At 34.2% G+C, this 16,101-nt stretch carries 15 protein-coding genes; 5 read left to right on the top strand and 10 right to left on the bottom strand.

Features of this window, described 5'->3' with window-relative positions; all coding sequences use genetic code 11:
* Positions 1–46: 46 nt before the first annotated feature.
* From TA89_RS16205 to glgB, 4 genes are all read right to left on the bottom strand, one after another.
* Positions 47–1,765 carry a glycoside hydrolase family 13 protein gene (locus TA89_RS16205; RefSeq protein WP_242850176.1) on the bottom strand — a complete coding sequence of 573 codons (1,719 nt, stop codon included), beginning with the start codon at positions 1,763–1,765 and terminating at the stop codon, positions 47–49.
* Positions 1,766–2,037: 272 nt separating this feature from the next.
* Complete coding sequence (locus TA89_RS16200) at positions 2,038–4,473, bottom strand: glycogen/starch/alpha-glucan phosphorylase (protein WP_040214844.1); 2,436 nt, start codon at positions 4,471–4,473, stop codon at positions 2,038–2,040.
* Between the two features lie 41 nt (positions 4,474–4,514).
* Positions 4,515–5,945, bottom strand: a complete 1,431-nt coding sequence (gene glgA / locus TA89_RS16195) for a glycogen synthase GlgA (RefSeq protein ID WP_040214843.1) — start codon at positions 5,943–5,945, stop codon at positions 4,515–4,517.
* 24 nt (positions 5,946–5,969) lie between these two features.
* Positions 5,970–7,940: a 1,4-alpha-glucan branching protein GlgB gene (gene glgB, locus TA89_RS16190; RefSeq protein ID WP_423219508.1), complete on the bottom strand. Its 1,971-nt coding sequence runs from the start codon at positions 7,938–7,940 to the stop codon at positions 5,970–5,972.
* A gap of 485 nt (positions 7,941–8,425) precedes the next feature.
* Here glgB and TA89_RS16185 point away from each other — a divergent pair, with 485 nt between their 5' ends.
* Complete coding sequence (locus TA89_RS16185) at positions 8,426–9,130, top strand: hypothetical protein (RefSeq protein WP_040214841.1); 705 nt, start codon at positions 8,426–8,428, stop codon at positions 9,128–9,130.
* A gap of 21 nt (positions 9,131–9,151) precedes the next feature.
* Here TA89_RS16185 and TA89_RS16180 read toward each other — a convergent pair whose 3' ends face one another.
* From TA89_RS16180 to TA89_RS16170, 3 genes are all read right to left on the bottom strand, one after another.
* A complete protein-coding gene (locus TA89_RS16180) occupies positions 9,152–9,520 on the bottom strand; it encodes a hypothetical protein (protein WP_040214839.1) in 369 nt (122 codons plus the stop codon).
* Between the two features lie 102 nt (positions 9,521–9,622).
* Positions 9,623–9,844, bottom strand: a complete 222-nt coding sequence (locus TA89_RS16175) for a DUF2922 domain-containing protein (protein ID WP_040214837.1) — start codon at positions 9,842–9,844, stop codon at positions 9,623–9,625.
* 97 nt (positions 9,845–9,941) lie between these two features.
* A complete protein-coding gene (locus tag TA89_RS16170; RefSeq protein WP_040214835.1) occupies positions 9,942–10,166 on the bottom strand; it encodes a DUF1659 domain-containing protein in 225 nt (74 codons plus the stop codon).
* Positions 10,167–10,946: 780 nt separating this feature from the next.
* Here TA89_RS16170 and TA89_RS16165 point away from each other — a divergent pair.
* Together TA89_RS16165 and TA89_RS16160 are read left to right on the top strand one after the other, a co-directional pair.
* On the top strand, positions 10,947–11,705 hold the full coding sequence (locus TA89_RS16165) for a class I SAM-dependent DNA methyltransferase (RefSeq protein WP_040214834.1): 759 nt from the start codon (positions 10,947–10,949) through the stop codon (positions 11,703–11,705).
* A gap of 24 nt (positions 11,706–11,729) precedes the next feature.
* Positions 11,730–12,257 carry a GNAT family N-acetyltransferase gene (locus tag TA89_RS16160; RefSeq protein WP_040214833.1) on the top strand — a complete coding sequence of 176 codons (528 nt, stop codon included), beginning with the start codon at positions 11,730–11,732 and terminating at the stop codon, positions 12,255–12,257.
* Between the two features lie 569 nt (positions 12,258–12,826).
* Here TA89_RS16160 and hsp18 read toward each other — a convergent pair.
* Positions 12,827–13,270 carry a heat shock protein Hsp18 gene (hsp18, locus tag TA89_RS16155; RefSeq protein ID WP_040214831.1) on the bottom strand — a complete coding sequence of 148 codons (444 nt, stop codon included), beginning with the start codon at positions 13,268–13,270 and terminating at the stop codon, positions 12,827–12,829.
* A 356-nt stretch (positions 13,271–13,626) separates the two neighbouring features.
* On the opposite strand from hsp18, the gene TA89_RS16150 reads away from it, so the two are divergent.
* A complete protein-coding gene (locus TA89_RS16150; protein WP_040214830.1) occupies positions 13,627–14,259 on the top strand; it encodes a hypothetical protein in 633 nt (210 codons plus the stop codon).
* A gap of 105 nt (positions 14,260–14,364) precedes the next feature.
* Here TA89_RS16150 and TA89_RS16145 read toward each other — a convergent pair whose 3' ends face one another.
* Together TA89_RS16145 and TA89_RS16140 are read right to left on the bottom strand one after the other, a co-directional pair.
* The gene (locus TA89_RS16145; RefSeq protein WP_040214828.1) at positions 14,365–14,892 is read right to left on the bottom strand and encodes a hypothetical protein; all 528 of its coding nucleotides are present in this window, start codon (positions 14,890–14,892) and stop codon (positions 14,365–14,367) included.
* A gap of 139 nt (positions 14,893–15,031) precedes the next feature.
* Positions 15,032–15,334 carry an HNH endonuclease gene (locus TA89_RS16140; RefSeq protein ID WP_040214827.1) on the bottom strand — a complete coding sequence of 101 codons (303 nt, stop codon included), beginning with the start codon at positions 15,332–15,334 and terminating at the stop codon, positions 15,032–15,034.
* A gap of 126 nt (positions 15,335–15,460) precedes the next feature.
* Between TA89_RS16140 and TA89_RS16135 the strand changes: the two genes are divergently transcribed.
* Positions 15,461–15,949 carry a hypothetical protein gene (locus TA89_RS16135; protein ID WP_040214825.1) on the top strand — a complete coding sequence of 163 codons (489 nt, stop codon included), beginning with the start codon at positions 15,461–15,463 and terminating at the stop codon, positions 15,947–15,949.
* The last annotated feature ends 152 nt before the right edge of the window (positions 15,950–16,101 follow it).

Raw genomic sequence — 16,101 nt, 5'->3', positions numbered from 1 at the left:
TCATGAGCTTTGTCCTTTACATTAACATATTCGGTGACTAGCGGTTTTATTCTCTTACATAAATTTCTGCGCTTAAAGGCTTAATTGAAGTCTTCAAGAATCCCTCAGAAGTCTGCAGCTTCTCCCCTTCTAAAATCAGGCTTCTAAATACATCTTTACCTTTTAGTGTCTCAGCTCCTTCTTTGGAGTCCTGTGTTTTTATCTCTATTACCTTTTCTTGAGAATCCCTGTTTATAATAACTAAAGCAGTGGTATCTTCAAAATTCCTTTCAAAGCATAAAACATCTTTATCAACTTTATAAAACTTAAAGTCACCTTTTTTAAAAACTTCATATGAGGTTCTTATAGAAGTAATTTTCTTATACCAGCCTAAAATTTCTTTATTTTCTCTTCCCCATGGATATGCAGCTCGGTTTTTAGGGTCTGTTCCTCCCATAAGCCCTGCCTCATCTCCATAATATATAAGGGGTACCCCCGGGAAGGTCATTTGAAAAGTGGTAGCAAGCCTTAACCTCTTTTCTCCCTGAGCCTTATCTTCTCCATCCTTTTGAAGTGCTGTAAGAGCTCTTTCTGTATCATGGGTTCCAATAACATTCATCAGGGAATAAAAGGCTTCTTTAGGGTAGTTTTCATAAAGATTCATAAGCCTTCTTATAATCTCTTCAGCTTCTATCTCACCTTTTAGAAAGCCTAGTATAGAATCCTTAAAGGGATAGTTGGTTACCGAGTCAAGCTCTTCTCCAAAGAAATACCTTCTCCTTACATCATAAGCAACCTTTTTGGAGGCATCCTCCCAAACCTCTCCTATGAGTATGGAATCCTCCTTAAGGGATTTCATCTTTTCCTTAAAAGCCTTTATAAATTCATCAGGAAGCTCATCTGCCACATCCAGCCTCCAACCAGCAGCTCCAAGCTTCATCCATTTACTTATAACGGAATCTTCATCATGAATTATAAAATTTATATAACCTTCATTCAATTCATTAACATTAGGATGATTTTTAAAGCCCCACCAGGAATCGTAGTCATCAGGATGTTCTTTAAATTTATACCAAGGATAGTAAGGGCATTCCTTGGATTGATAAGCTCCAAGTCCGGGATAATTGCCATACTTATTAAAATATATGCTGTCTGCACCGGTATGGCTGAATACTCCGTCCAAAATCACATGGATACCTAATTCAAGGGCTTTTTGACACAGCTCCTTGAATGTTTCTTCATCTCCAAACATTGGATCTATCTTTTTATAATCCGCTGCATCATATTTATGATTGCTTGCCGCTTCGAAGACAGGATTAAGATATATAGCAGTAACGCCAAGCTTCTTAATTTCAGGAAGCTTATTTATTATCCCCTGAAGATTTCCTCCAAAAAAATCCCATCTTACTATCTCTCCTTGAGAATCTTTAATATACATTGGCTCGTCATACCAATTTCCATATATAAAGCTGTTTTCTTTAGTATTATTTAATCTTCCATCCTTATTTCCGTTACAATACCTGTCTACAAATATCTGATAGGTTATGCCCTCTTTGTACCACTTAGGAGATTCAAAATCTTTATAAACAGTGATCTGATAAAGCTTCGGATCTTCTTTATAAATATCTCCCTCTCCTCCGTACTTTTCAAGGTTATTGCCATAATAGAAGGTTGTTTCACCTCTTTTTATGGTAAAGAAATAATTTATCAATCCCGGAGTGTCCGTTTTAAAGGAAGCGCTATACATATGTCTTTCACTACCCTTTTCTGTCTTCTGCTCCTCCATGGGTACGCTAAGGCGGCTGCCATCAAAGTGTATAATCTCCAGTGTTGCCTTGTCATTTTCCTCTCCTTCTAACTTTATAGTAACTTCCGTCCCCGGCTTTACCGCTCCAAAGGGAGTTCTGTAATTTTAATTCTGGGAATCATGAAAAGCATAAAGTTTATCCATCTCTATATCACCTGCCTCTTAAATATTTTGTCACTTGTCAGGTGCCTGGCACCTGGAAGTAAAATCCAGGTGCCAGGCACCTGACAAGTGACATTTTATCTGATAAGTTATAAATTCTTATATAGGAAGCTGGATCCCCATATTGCTGTAGCATATTCGTAGATGGTTCTGTCGCTGGAGAATATTCCCGAGTGGGCGATATTAATTGCAGCCATCTTCTGCCACAAATGTTTGTCCCTATATGCTTTATCCACTCTTTCATGAGCCTTTATATAGGAATCAAAATCCTTTAATACGAAAAATTCATCATTATAGGTTAAAAGATGCTCATATAGAGGTTTAAATTTTTCTCTGTCAGAGGAATATTGTCCATTTATGAGATCATTGGTAATACGCCTAAGCCTTGAGTCGCTGTTGCATACCTCCCAAGCATTGTAGCCTCCATTTTTGTAGTAATCCAGCACTTCCCTTTCATTCATACCAAATATGAATATATTGTCATCTCCCACCTCATCCCTTATCTCTATATTGGCACCATCTAAGGTGGCCATGGTAAGGGCTCCGTTCATCATAAACTTCATATTTGAGGTTCCTGAGGCTTCCTTGGTGGTGGTGGATATCTGTTCGCTTAAATCTGCAGCAGGGATTATATCCTCTGCCAGAGAAACATTATAATTTTCTAAAAATACTACCTTTATCTTATCTCTTATAAGGGTGTCTTTATTTATTTTTTCCGCTATAGAGGTGATGAGCTCTATAGTCTTTTTAGCCAGGAAATATCCCGGAGCTGCCTTGCCTGCAAATATAAAGGTTCTAGGCACTATGTCCATATTAGGATTTTCTAAAAGATCGCTGTAAATATTCATTATCCTAAGAGCATTAAGCAGCTGCCTCTTATATGCATGAATCCTCTTTACCTGAACATCGAATATAGAATCCGGGTCTATGATTATCCCCTGCTTATTTTTAATGACTTCCGCAAGCTTAAGCTTATTATTTCTTTTTATTTCATAAAGCCTTTCCTGAACATGTTCTTTGTCCGCATAACTTTCAAAGCTTTCCATATCCATGGGATGCTTTATAAAGCTCGTTCCTATGGTTTCCTTTAAAAGTTCAGTGAGCTGAGGATTAGACTTTAAAAGCCACCTTCTATGGGTGATTCCATTGGTTTTGTTATTGAATTTTCTTGGATAATAGTAATAGAAATCCGCCATCTCCTGCTTCTTAAGTATTTCACTATGAAGCTTTGCCACTCCATTTACGCTGTGGCTTCCTATTATGGCAAGGTGAGCCATCTTTACATAACCATCGGCAATTACAGCCATTCTGTGGATTTTATCCCACTGGCCTATATACTTATTCCAGAGCTTTTCACAAAATCTCCTGTTCATTTCTTCTATTATCATATATATCCTGGGCAGAAGGTTTTTGAACATATCCACCGGCCATTTTTCCAAAGCTTCAGCAAGGATGGTGTGGTTTGTGTAAGCACAGGTGTTTTTTGTTATCCTCCAGGCATCCTCCCAGCTAAAGCCCTCTTCATCCATTAAAATCCTCATGAGCTCCGGAATTACAAGGGTAGGATGGGTATCATTTATATGAATTGCTACTTTTTCATCGAAATTCTTAAGATTTCCACCGTTATTTTTATAATGCCTTATAATGCTTTGAACTCCTGCAGAAACGAAGAAGTACTGCTGCTTAAGCCTTAATCTTTTACCTTCATAAAAGCTGTCCTCGGGATATAAAACCTGAGATATAGCTTCTACAGAGTTTTTATATTCAATGGCTTTTAAAAATTCTCCCCTTGAAAAAGAAGAAAAATCAAATTCATTGGATATAGGTTCAGCACTCCAAAGCCTCAGAGTGTTAACCACATCATTTTCATATCCCACCACAGGGGTATCGTAGGGCACCGCCAGCACAGACTCATAGTTTATATGAGTAAAATTCATCCTTCCATTAAAACTATCTACCTTAACTTCTCCTCCGAATTTAACTACTTCTACTTTATCAGCCTTTCTTATCTCCCATACGTTACCTGATCTCAGCCAGTTATCAGGTGCCTCCACCTGAGAGCCTTCTATGATTTTTTGTTCAAAAAATCCATATTTATATCTTATTCCGCAGCCGTTTCCGGGAATTCCTAAAGATGCCATAGAATCTAAAAAACATGCTGCTAAGCGTCCAAGTCCTCCGTTGCCTAATCCTTGATCCTGTTCCAAATCTTCAAGGGAATCTAAATCTATATTCAATTCATCCAAAGCATCCCTGCATACATCTCTTATCCCTAAGTTTAAAAGTGTATTTCCCAAAAGTCTTCCCAATAGGAATTCCATGGAAAAATAATAAACCTGCTTGTCATGATTTTCATTATAGCGTCTTGTGGTATTAAGCCACATTTCCACTACATAATCCCTTATTAATGCCCCCAAGGTTTCATATTTACTTTGTGGAGAGGCTAAAGACAGTTCGCTTCCATGCATTTCAATAAATTTTTTCTCGTAGTCTTTTTTAAAGGTGTTTTTATCTATATTTATCATTAGGACTTCCCTCCCGTGACAGACACTAGGTTATTTAATAGCTATTGAATCAATTCTTTATACAGCTTTTTATATATCTCTGCGGACCTTTCCCAGCTGTTGTCTGAGCTCATAGCGCTTCTCATAATTCCTTCCCAGGTCTTTTTATCCTTATAATGATTAAGTGCCATATTTATAACAGTTTCCAGCTCATGGGCGCTGTAGTTTTCAAAGCTGAAGCCGTTACCTTCCTTTGTATATTGATTATAAGGGATTATAGTGTCTTTAAGTCCTCCAGTTTCTCTTACTACAGGTACAGCTCCATATCTTAAAGCAATAAGCTGTCCCAAACCACAGGGTTCAAATAGGGAAGGCATAAGGAATATATCTGAAGCCGCATATATCTTATGAGCCGCCTGATTATCAAATTTTATGTTGGCAGATACCTTATCAGGATATTTTCTTTGAAGATTTTTAAAGTGTTCTTCATAATCCTGATCTCCTGTTCCTAACACAACAAACTGCACATCCTCCTGCAGAATCCTGCCCAGTATACTTATCAATATATCTATACCTTTTTGAGGAGTAAGTCTTGATACTAATCCAAGCATAGGAACCTTTGCTTTAACAGGAAGCTTAAGCTCCTTTTGAAGTCTGCTTTTATTTATTTTCTTATCCTTCATGGAGGATATGCTGTAATTTTTAAATATTAGTTTGTCTGTTTCCGGATTATAAGCATCATAATCTATGCCGTTTAATATCCCCATAAGCTTATGCTCCTGGCTTCTCAAAAGTCCGTCCATCCTTTCTCCGTAAAAAGGAGTTTTTATTTCTTCTGCATAGGTAGGGCTTACAGTGACAACCTTATCTGAATAGTTTATTCCGCCTTTCATGAAGCTTACTCCTCCATGAAATTCAAGGCCTCCGTTTCTGAATTGTTCTTCATCCCATCCAAAGAGTTCACCTAATATATTTGAATCGTAAATTCCCTGGAAGGCAAGATTATGGATGCTGTATGCAGATTTCATATCTGAATAAAAAGGATCGCTTTTGTATTGAAGCTTATGCAGTACAGGAATCATGCCTGTCTGCCAATCATTACAGTGAATAACATCAGGTTTCCAATTTATCTCCTTTAGCATTTCCATTACCGCTCTGTCAAAGAAAGCAAATCGTTCTCCATCGTCATAGTAGCCATAAAGCCCGTCTCTTGCAAAATAGTATTCATTGTCTACTAAATAATAGGTAACCTTTCCCACCTGGCATTTAAATATTCCGCAGTACTGGTTTCTCCAGCCCACCCAGATATTAAGGCTCTTTACAAATTCAAGGTCTTTGAGATATTCCTCAGATATGGTTTTATACTTTGGTATAACTACTCTTGCATCTACATCTAACTCATTTAAATATTTGGGAAGAGCATAAGCTACATCCCCTAATCCTCCGGTTTTTATAAAAGGATCTGCTTCAGAAGCTGCAAAAAGTACTTTCATGATTATAACTCCTCCTTTTGCTTTTTAATTTTTAAATTTAAATATAACTGTAGCCATTGGCGGAACCTTTATTTTGATAAACTGCTTTTGTTTGTGCCAGGTTCCTGACTCAGAAAACAAAAGGCCGTCTATACTCTGTCCGGATCCTCCAAAAGCTTTGTCATCAGTATTTAATGCTTCTTCGTATTTTCCTGCATAAGGAACTCCTATTTTATAGTTATAATATACTGTTGATGTGAAATTAGACACTACAATAAGAGTATCTTTAGGATTCTTTGTTCTTCTCATAAAAGCTATGATGCTTTGATCAGAATTATCTGCATCTATCCATTTAAAGCCTTCTGGATTATAGTCCTCCTCCCAAAGAGCCTTACTTTCAAAATAAAATTCGTTAAGGGTTTTAAAAAAATACTGGGTTTTATTGTGCATTTCAAATTCATCAATAAGCTTCCATTCAAGCTCCTCATAATACCTCCACTCGATGAACTGTGCAAAGTCATTTCCCATAAACAAGGTCTTTTTGCCTGGATGGGTAAACATGTAAGCAACAAAAGCCCTGAGCCCTGCAAACTTGTTCCAGTAATCTCCCCACATTTTATCTATTAAGGATTTCTTTCCATGAACTACTTCATCGTGAGATAGAGGCAGTATAAAATTTTCATTATGAGCATACATCATAGAAAAAGTAATTAAATTGTGATGATGCTTCCTGTATACCGGGTCTATTTCTATATACTTCAGCATGTCATTCATCCAGCCCATATTCCATTTGAAGTTAAAGCCCAGTCCCCCTTTATCTACAGGTCTGGTCACCATGGGCCAGGAAGTAGATTCTTCAGCGATCATCACTGCATTAGGGAACTCCTTAAACACCGCGGTATTCAATTCTTTTATAAATTCCACCGCCTGAAGATTTTCTCTTCCTCCATGTTCATTGGTCTTCCACTGCTTTCCTTCATTTTCATAGTCTAAGTAAAGCATGTTTGCCACAGCATCCACTCTTAAACCGTCTATATGAAATTCTCTAAACCAATATAAGGCATTGGATATCAAAAAGCTTTTAACCTCTGATTTTCCTAAGTCAAAATTTGAAGCTCCCCAGCCTACATTCTCAGCTTTTATCGGGTCTTCATATTCATAGGCAGCTCCTCCGTCAAATCTGTACAAACCATGCTCGTCCTTGCAAAAATGCCCCGGCACCCAATCCAGTATCACTCCTATATTCTCCTTATGGAGGGTGTTTACCATATCTTTAAAGTCCTCAGCAGTTCCAAATCTGCTGGTAACGGAATAGTAACCGGTAATCTGGTAACCCCAGGAGGTATCAAGGGGATGCTCCATAATCGGCATAAGTTCCACATGAGTATATCCCATTTCCTTAACATAGTCCGCAAGCAGCCTGCCTATATCTCTATAATTTAAAAACCCTCCCTGAGCATCTCTTTTCCATGAACCTAAATGCAGCTCATATATGTTCATAGGGCTTTTATATACATTAGTTTTATTTCTTTTATTTATCCATTTTCTATTAGCCCACCTGTATTTCTTAGGCTCCGCCACTATCGAGGCGGTGTTTGGCCTTAATTCGCTCTGAAAAGCATAAGGATCAGATTTAAATACTATTTTTCCTCCAGCACCTTTTATAGCATACTTGTAGAGTTCTCCTGGATTTATACCAGGTATGAATTTACTCCAAATCCCCTGAGGGTTGACCTTTTCCATGGAATACTCCGGGACTTCCTTCCAATTGCTGAAATCTCCTACAACAAAAATCTCCTGAGCTCTAGGTGCCCAAGTAGTAAATCTAACGCCTTTTTTTCTCTTTTCGCTCTTATAATGAGCTCCCATAAAATTGTAGCTTTCATAATTATGCCCTTCATGAAAGAGATATATATCGAAATCAGATAATACCGGATTTGGTTCCCTTTTTGCCGAAGATTTTTGCTGAGTTTTTTCTGTTTTTGATTCTTGTTTTTTTTGTACAGGTGCTTTCACAGCTTTTGATTTTTTAGAAGCCTCTGTTTTTTTCGAGGCAGCACCTTTAGCAGTAGCTTTTTCAACGCTTTCTGCCTTGATCTTTTTATCTGCTGAATCCTTAGCTTTGTTTGTTTTAGTTAATTTCTCCGTAGCCACTCTCTTACCTCCAGTTAAATACATTTTATAAAAGCTTTATCTATTAAATAAATCATATAAATCCAGCCTGGCCCTTGTGATTAAGTCAAAATTATACCGTTTTTTCCTTTTAATGAGAGGCCAAAAGTTTTAATACATTATATCACAATATTTTTATCAATTTATTAAATAAAAGTCTCATTTTACCCTTAAAGATTAATTTTTAATTAACTATTTTCATATATTAAACATTATTATCCATGAAATTCTATATAAATATATTAATTACATAATTAATGATTAGATACCGTAAATAGGTCAATAATTCTAAATAGAAACCTTTATATTATGGTAAAGAGGTTTTATAAATGAAATTTATGAAAAATTTTATTAAAACATTATCATTTTTTATAGCTTTTTATGCTGTGTGCTTAAATACCGTTTATAAAGAGGATATCTCCCAGGATTCATCTCTTGAGCCCGTTAACTCCACTGTTGATTACTTAAAGCCCTCGGAAGAAAACCACGATATCTACTCTTTAAAAGCTGAGAAGCTTAAGGATATAAAAAGTCCAAGAAACATTAAGACCCTTAATTTAAATGATGACTTTATAATTGACAGTCTTGTAACTGCACCGGGTCTTATTGAGCACAAATTTTCTCAGAACTTAGAAAAGAACGGTTTAGTAGAAACAGCATTAATGCTTAATTATTCTTCAGATAAAAATAACTCTAATTTCAACAATACTTTAAAGATAAATAAGTACAGAAATAAAACTCTTACTTTGAAATTATCTCAGCTGATCCCTTTTCAGCAAATTGAAGAGGAGCATTTTATCACCTTAAGAAAAATTTTCTTACAATGCTTTCTTGAAGAAGATTATACTGAACTCCATAACAAAATAAACACTCTGCTTAAGCATCATACAGATAATTATTCTAAAACAAATAATTCCTCCCAAAATTATTGTTTTACTTACGGTAATTATGGAGTTAACTTATCCTTCCAAAATAACATAAAGGAAAGGGACAGCTTACTGTTTAGCATATATGTATTCCTAGACCAGCAATAAGACGGTATGAAACATAATATTTCATACCGTCTTATTCTTTTCTGTTTCGCTGCTCACACTGTTTTTCCTGATTTCGCTGATTTCTCTAATTTCCCTGATTTCCTTCGGTTTTTCCATAAGCTGATTAAAAATTCCTATAGGAAAATATCTTATAAAAATCCTCTCAAGGGTAAAGCTTAAAAGCATTATTATCAAAACCATTCCCCAGCCGAATTCCATTCGAAAACCGCTTTCACTCTTCGTATAGCTATATATAAGAATCCATCCCTCTCCCAGCGCTCTGTTTGTTATGCCCTGAGCTTCATAGCTTGCCCCGAAAAATAGCATAACCCCTATAATAAATATAAAAGTCCCTAAAAAGAACTTAATAAGCCTTTTTCCCCTCTTCATAAAACAATCCTTTTTCTAATCCTTTGTATTAAATTAATATGTATCATACGTTAATAATATTCAAAAAATGGAAGCACCCCTGGGGTGCTTCCATTTTTTTCATTATTGAATTGTAAAAGGAGAGGTATTTGTGGTTATCATTTCTGCCTCTTCTTTAGACACTACATCTCCTCCGTTGGTCAAGAGTATATTCCCTGCCACTACGGCATTCATCGCCTCCATAACCTGAGCATCCGTTAGGTTTGGCTTTATATTGCCAAGCCTTATATTGATCTTTTTTCCCTGTTGATTTTTAAAAGTCATAACTAAAACTTTATTTTCCATTTTCCTGCCTCCTTATAATTTAGAGTTCATTCTCTCTAGGCTTATTAAGTGACCTTAAGGAATTTTAAGCCTTGGGAAACCTTTAGATAATTGAGGATTACTGTCCTATAAGCTGGTAATCGGATTCTTTAAGGACTTCAAAGCTTACTGCGTCTAATAAAGCTCCTAAAGCCATACCTACAGAAAAGATGCTTTCATCAGCAGCAGAAGCTTTTATCTTAGAAAATCTCTGTGTCTTAAAGATATCCTTTCCCTCTTTGTCCACCCCAACTTTAAATTTAAGAATCATGGCATTGCCTCTTAATGATGTATTTACTGCCATATTTATCAACTCCTTTCACTAACTAGATATGCACCTTGAGGACTTTTTTCAAAAAAATCAAAAAATTATATTGCCGATATTGATGATCAGGCGAATGAAATGTTTCTTCGGTTGGTAAAGGAAATTGCAGAGAGTGAAATGTTACCAAACAACTCAAAACAGAAAATGGTATGCTTTGGATAGGCAGAATGAACTAGATACAGGCAAGGGCAAGGGCAATCGTAAACGCTGAACTGATTTATAACTAACCGAATGTCACGCTTATAATCTAAAAATCGTGGTGGGTAGGGTTAATCCTTTACCCACCATATTTTATGTTCTTAAAACGGCTCGGAATCGTCTTTTTAATGCCTTAAAGCGTTACGATAGAAAGTATTATCCTTTTCTCAATATATACGGGACATTTTGGTCTAAAATGTAGAACTTACCAGGGTAAAGTGATAGAATATTTTTAAATATACTTAGATAAATTTCGATTTGAAAGTGAGATAAAATTATGAACCCAGACAATAACACCAAAAGAATAATTAGAAAGTTATATAAAGAAATTCTGCCTAAAGAAATTTTTCAACAGGGAAATTCGAGAGTGTATTTAGACGATAATGCAAATAGATTTTAATTCAGGGTTTTCGTCTGGTGTGATTTGGTTGTGTTTGGGTTCTGCTTTCCTTTGTTTTGGTGCAAGTAAACAAAATAAAAGCAAGAAGTCTTATAACGAAGATGATCCAAACAAGAAGTAATCTATCAGATAATTAATTAGAATTTGAGGAGTGATAAACGATGAGTGAACTTAGACAAAATTATTATGGTAATTTATGTACTGAAATGTACGAAATTTTACACGAGAAAGCTCCGCAGGACGAATTGGATTTTTATATCTCTTATGCAGAAAAAGACAAAAAAATTTTGGAAGCCTTGTGTGGCAGTGGACGCTTCCTTGTTCCGTTTATAGAGCGTGGTTTTGATATTTATGGAATGGATTTATCTAGCGAAATGTTGCATAAGTTGAAACAAAAAGCTCCTGATGCAAAGGTAATTCAAACAGATATTTTAGAGTATTCGCCTATTGAAAAATTTGACTATATATTTATTTCTTCTGGTTCAGTTTCATTATTTACCGACATAAAATTATGCAAGCAAATCTTAGCAAAAATAAAAGAAATGTTAACTCCGAAAGGTAAATTTGTATTCGCTGTTGAAACAATGGGTGATAGGTGTATAGATGATGATGGTTACAAAGAAACTGTTTCGGTAAAAACAAAAGATGGATTTGATCTTATATTAAAAAGTAAGAATTATTACGATGAACAAAGTCAAACACAATTTATGCCGGGAATATACGAACTTTATAATGGAACAGAACTATTACAAAGCGAATCTATGGATTTTCAAATACATCTATATAAATTTGGAGAAATGGAACAGTATTTAAAAGAAATAGGTTTTACAAACATAAAAACTTACTCATCTTTCTTTAAAGATATTGCGATTGATGATAAGTGCGAAATGTTTTTGTTTGAATGTAGTGTTATTCAATAACTTGAATCTGAAGGAAGAAATTATATGACAGAGATCAAATTAATACCACTTGAGAATGAAGATAGAAATCAGTTTGTTTTAGATAATCAGGAGGCTTTCCGCTATGGTGCAATGGAGGAATTTGGGCTTAGGTATAATCACTTTGAAGATGATGGAGAAATCATTTCTCGAGAAACCATTGAACAATCCATAGATGAAGGCGAAGCCTATCATATCGTTGCAGATAGAAAAAAAGTCGGCGGATTGGTACTTAAGGTGGAAAATAATCATGGTGAATTAGAACTTCTCTTTGTATCTCCTAATGCTCACAGCAGAGGTATCGGTTATGCAGCATGGTGTACTGTTGAAAAAATGTATCCTGAAGTTGCTGTATGGGAAACCTGTACGCCATATTTTGAAAAGAGAAATATTCACTTCTATGTGAACCGATGTGGGTTTCATATCGTAGAATTCTTTAATTCACATCATAAGGATCCAAATGATTCAGATAGTAGTAAAGGTGACGACTTTGATGGAATGTTTAGATTTGAAAAGGTTATGAAGATGGAATGATTTTTAGCTTGGAAGAATGCGAAAAAGAACAAAAAATCAGAATTTGAATACCACAATAAATATGGATTTATATCATACACTATCATTTTCCCAACACCCATAATTTTCTCTCTTTTCGAGTAAATGAAAGCTCCATAGGAGAGATTTTTCTATTCTGTAAAACAATATTATTAAAAAGCCTTATATTTTTCCTCTCACAGTTCAAACAAGTAGAGGAATAAATTCTTTTGCGTTACATTGCTTAGAATTAGCGAGCAGTGTATTTGTACCCCTCCGTCTACAAATACCTCGTTAGGATGTATCCTAAGACCTCTGTAAACAACAAAACAAATTTAAGAAAGGGTTTGATGAAAATGAAGAAAGAAAACAGCTTGATAAACGCAAAAGCGGCGGCACAGCTATACGCTGTATCGCCACCTTACATAAATACTTCGTTATCGCACCTTAGCTAATAAATAAGGGTTTCTTTTAAGCTTATGCTGAATACTAATTAGGGGATTTAGGAGATTTAGAGGATTCATATTTATTATCAGCCTTCCAAGCTTCCTTAAGTGATATATAACTAATAACTAATTAATATCTATTTTTCTGCCTTTGTTTTGTTCATCCTCCAGCTTAGGAAGCTTAATATTAAGGACACCATTGTTGAAGCTTGCTTCGATTTTTTCCTCTTCTATATTGTCAATGTAGAAGCATCTTTTAAGCTCTCCATAGCTTCTTTCCTGCCTTACGTAATTATCTCCTTTGTCCTCTGTAAAGTTGTCTCTTTTAGCTGAAATATTTAAGTATCCGTTATTATAGTCTAATTGAATATTCTCCTTTTCTACTCCTGGTAAATCCGCTTCTACTATATATTCTTTTTCAGTTTCCTTTAAATCTACTGAAAAGTTACTTTTACTCAAAGTCATTGGTGCAAAAAAATCATCATTAAAAAAGCTGTTTACCATCTGCTCGAAGATGTCACCTCTTCTCTGCATAGAATTATTTTTTCTCCAAGGAACCATTTCAAACATATGCAAAACCTCCTTAATAATTTATATTTGTTTGTTATTTTTTATCTAATCCTTATTACAGTTATAATTATAAAATTAAGGTCAAAGAAAGTCAAAGTCTAATTTAAAAAGATATATTAAGATATTCAAAGATAATTAAAGATTCTTAAAGATAATTAAAATACTTTAATCAATATTACAAGAAATAAATATATTTGGAAAAAGTTTTATTTTTGAACTTAATCTATTAAACATCGGGCTAAAAATAAAAAATGATTAATATTTTTATGTAATAACTATAATAGGAGAACCTAATGAGTATAATTCTATTCAGAAAAGGTATATTAAAAATATAACTATTAAGGAGGTTTCAAAATATGAATAAAAAGCTTTTAACTTTTTTTATTTCAGCTGGAATAATTGTTTCCGCTTCTTCTCCAGCGCTGGTCTCTGCTAAAAATTACGAAGTTAAGGATATAAGCTCCTGTATCAGTTTAATGGTTGAGGATAATAGCCCTCACAAGAACTGTGAGGAAGAAAAATGTGAAGAAAATCATAGAAAAGAAAATCTTAAAGAGGAAAAAGAAAAGGAAAAAAAATCTGAAAAACCTACTCTCAATCCTTCAGAAAAGGAGAAAAGAGATACCAAGCTTGAAATAGTAAAGAAAAACAAAGAATTAATTAAGGCTAAGCATGAGGAAGTGGAGGCTTTACAAAAAGAAATAAATTCCCGTTTAGAAAATTTATCTTCCAGGGATAAAGGTTTATCAGAGGAGCAGCAGAAATTGCTTAAAGATAGAATGGCTTCCATAAAAGAGCTTAGAGACTCTTTGAAAAAGGATCATGAGGAAATGAAAAAAGAGCCCAGAGAAAAGAAAGATGAGAAAAAGGATGCAGAAGCTATTATGAAGGACTTAGACAGCAAAATTTCCATGCAGCAGAAAAGATTAGAGACATTAAACAAAATATCTCAGGAATTAAATGAGGTAAAAAAAATTATAGGTGAATAAATCTATAATAAAAACTCCATATAAATAACCAGAACTAAGTCCTGGTTATTTATTTTTGTCTTAATAAAGTTATATTTAATTAATCTAAATTCGCCATAAGTTTCTTTAGCTGCTTTTTTTCTGAAAAACTGAATAAAGAACGGATATAAGAAAGGCATTAGACAAACTTTTCAAACCTATATGCACAAAAGGATCTCTCATAGATTTTTTGCGGCGAGGTTCATATTTATTTAAAATTTCATTTATATTTTCTGTTACCTTTTCCTTGTAATATATATAAGCATTTTCATCAGAGTCTTTTCCCACAGCCTTTAAATAGTTATTAATCTCTCTTTCTATAATACGATCATCTATACCATTATCTTTTAAACTTATAGAAAAACCGAGAACATTTAAAGCAACCATCTTTTCAGGGCTTAACTTGTCGTAGTTCCGATACATTATATAACTGGCATTATTATAGTATTGATTATAAGTATCAAAATAATCCTTATATTCTTTTCTTAACTCACCGGAAAAATAGGACACGGAGGTTTTTCTTTCATTTATCCATCTGCGATTTGTAAAATAAAGAAAAATGCATGATAAAATGAAAATTAAAACAAAAACCAATATATATTTCTTTCTAAACATAAAAATCATCCCCCTTACCCTATTCTTCCATATATACTAATTGTAGTCAATAATTTCCGAAAAATATTACCTAAGTCTTTATACATTGATTACATCAAAGGAGAATTTTATAACAGGAAGATTTATGATTTTATAAACACTACTTTTTCATCCTTCTTTCTCTGGAGTTCTTTATTCTTATTATGTTTTCGTTGTTCTGCTTTTTGATCCAGTGTAAATATCGTGATATCTTTTCATCCTTTTTGAGCTTTTCCAGAGTATTAAGTCTTAAGCCTAAATCTCTGTTAGAATATAATGCATGTATTTGTCTGTGGCAGGGTATACACAGATTTACAGTAGCCATATTTCTCCCCCCTTCTTCTTTAGGGACAAGATGGTGTACTGTAGTTTCAACGCCTTTTCTTTCACAAAGCTCACAAACCTTCTCTTCCGTTAAATTCAAATAAATCACTCCTAATAATATTAATATTAAAAAATAACTTATTTTCAAGAATATCTTCCAAATTATGGAATTTTATATTAAAATAATTATAATTACATTATTTATAAATTATTGGGGGTGTCGTTTTTGAAAATTAATTATTCATCAAAAAAGCACAGCAGTCTTAAGATATATCTTTTTTTATTTTTAGCTGCAGCATTTTTATATATTATTACCCAGAAGGCGCCTCTTTCTTTTGATATACTGGATACAACGGATATAAAAGCCGCGGCTCAAAGAAAATCACCAGAATCGGAAATAGAAACTGTAGAAATTTATCAGTTTAATTCCTATAGAGAAACCTCTATATTAAAACACTGGTATTTCAGACAGCCTTCTGATATAAATTTTATAAAATCCTTTTTGATAGGAGAAAATCATGAAAAAGCAAAGGAACCGGATAAAAAATCTCAATATAAAATAATATTGAATTATTACGATGGCTCTAGAGATACATATCCTCTGTGGATAAGCGACAATACCAAAAAAGCTATAGTTCTGGCGGGCAGCTATCTTTATATAGATGAACCATCTACTTCAAAGCTTAAGGATATTATGGAGCTTTCCGGCAGCTAATGAATGACCTTGAATAAATATAGTACTTTCTTATTTTTTTAGATATGCTTAACTCTCTGCTGTCTTATATATTTATTATATATTATGTTATCAGGTTATATAGTGGGAATATGTTAATAAAAGGAAAAAAATAAGCAGTCTGTTAAGACTGC

It is taken from the genome of Clostridium polynesiense (assembly GCF_000820705.1).
Taxonomy (GTDB): Bacteria; Bacillota; Clostridia; order Clostridiales; family Clostridiaceae; genus Clostridium_AA; species Clostridium_AA polynesiense.
This window is presented reverse-complemented; position numbering and strand designations above follow the sequence as displayed.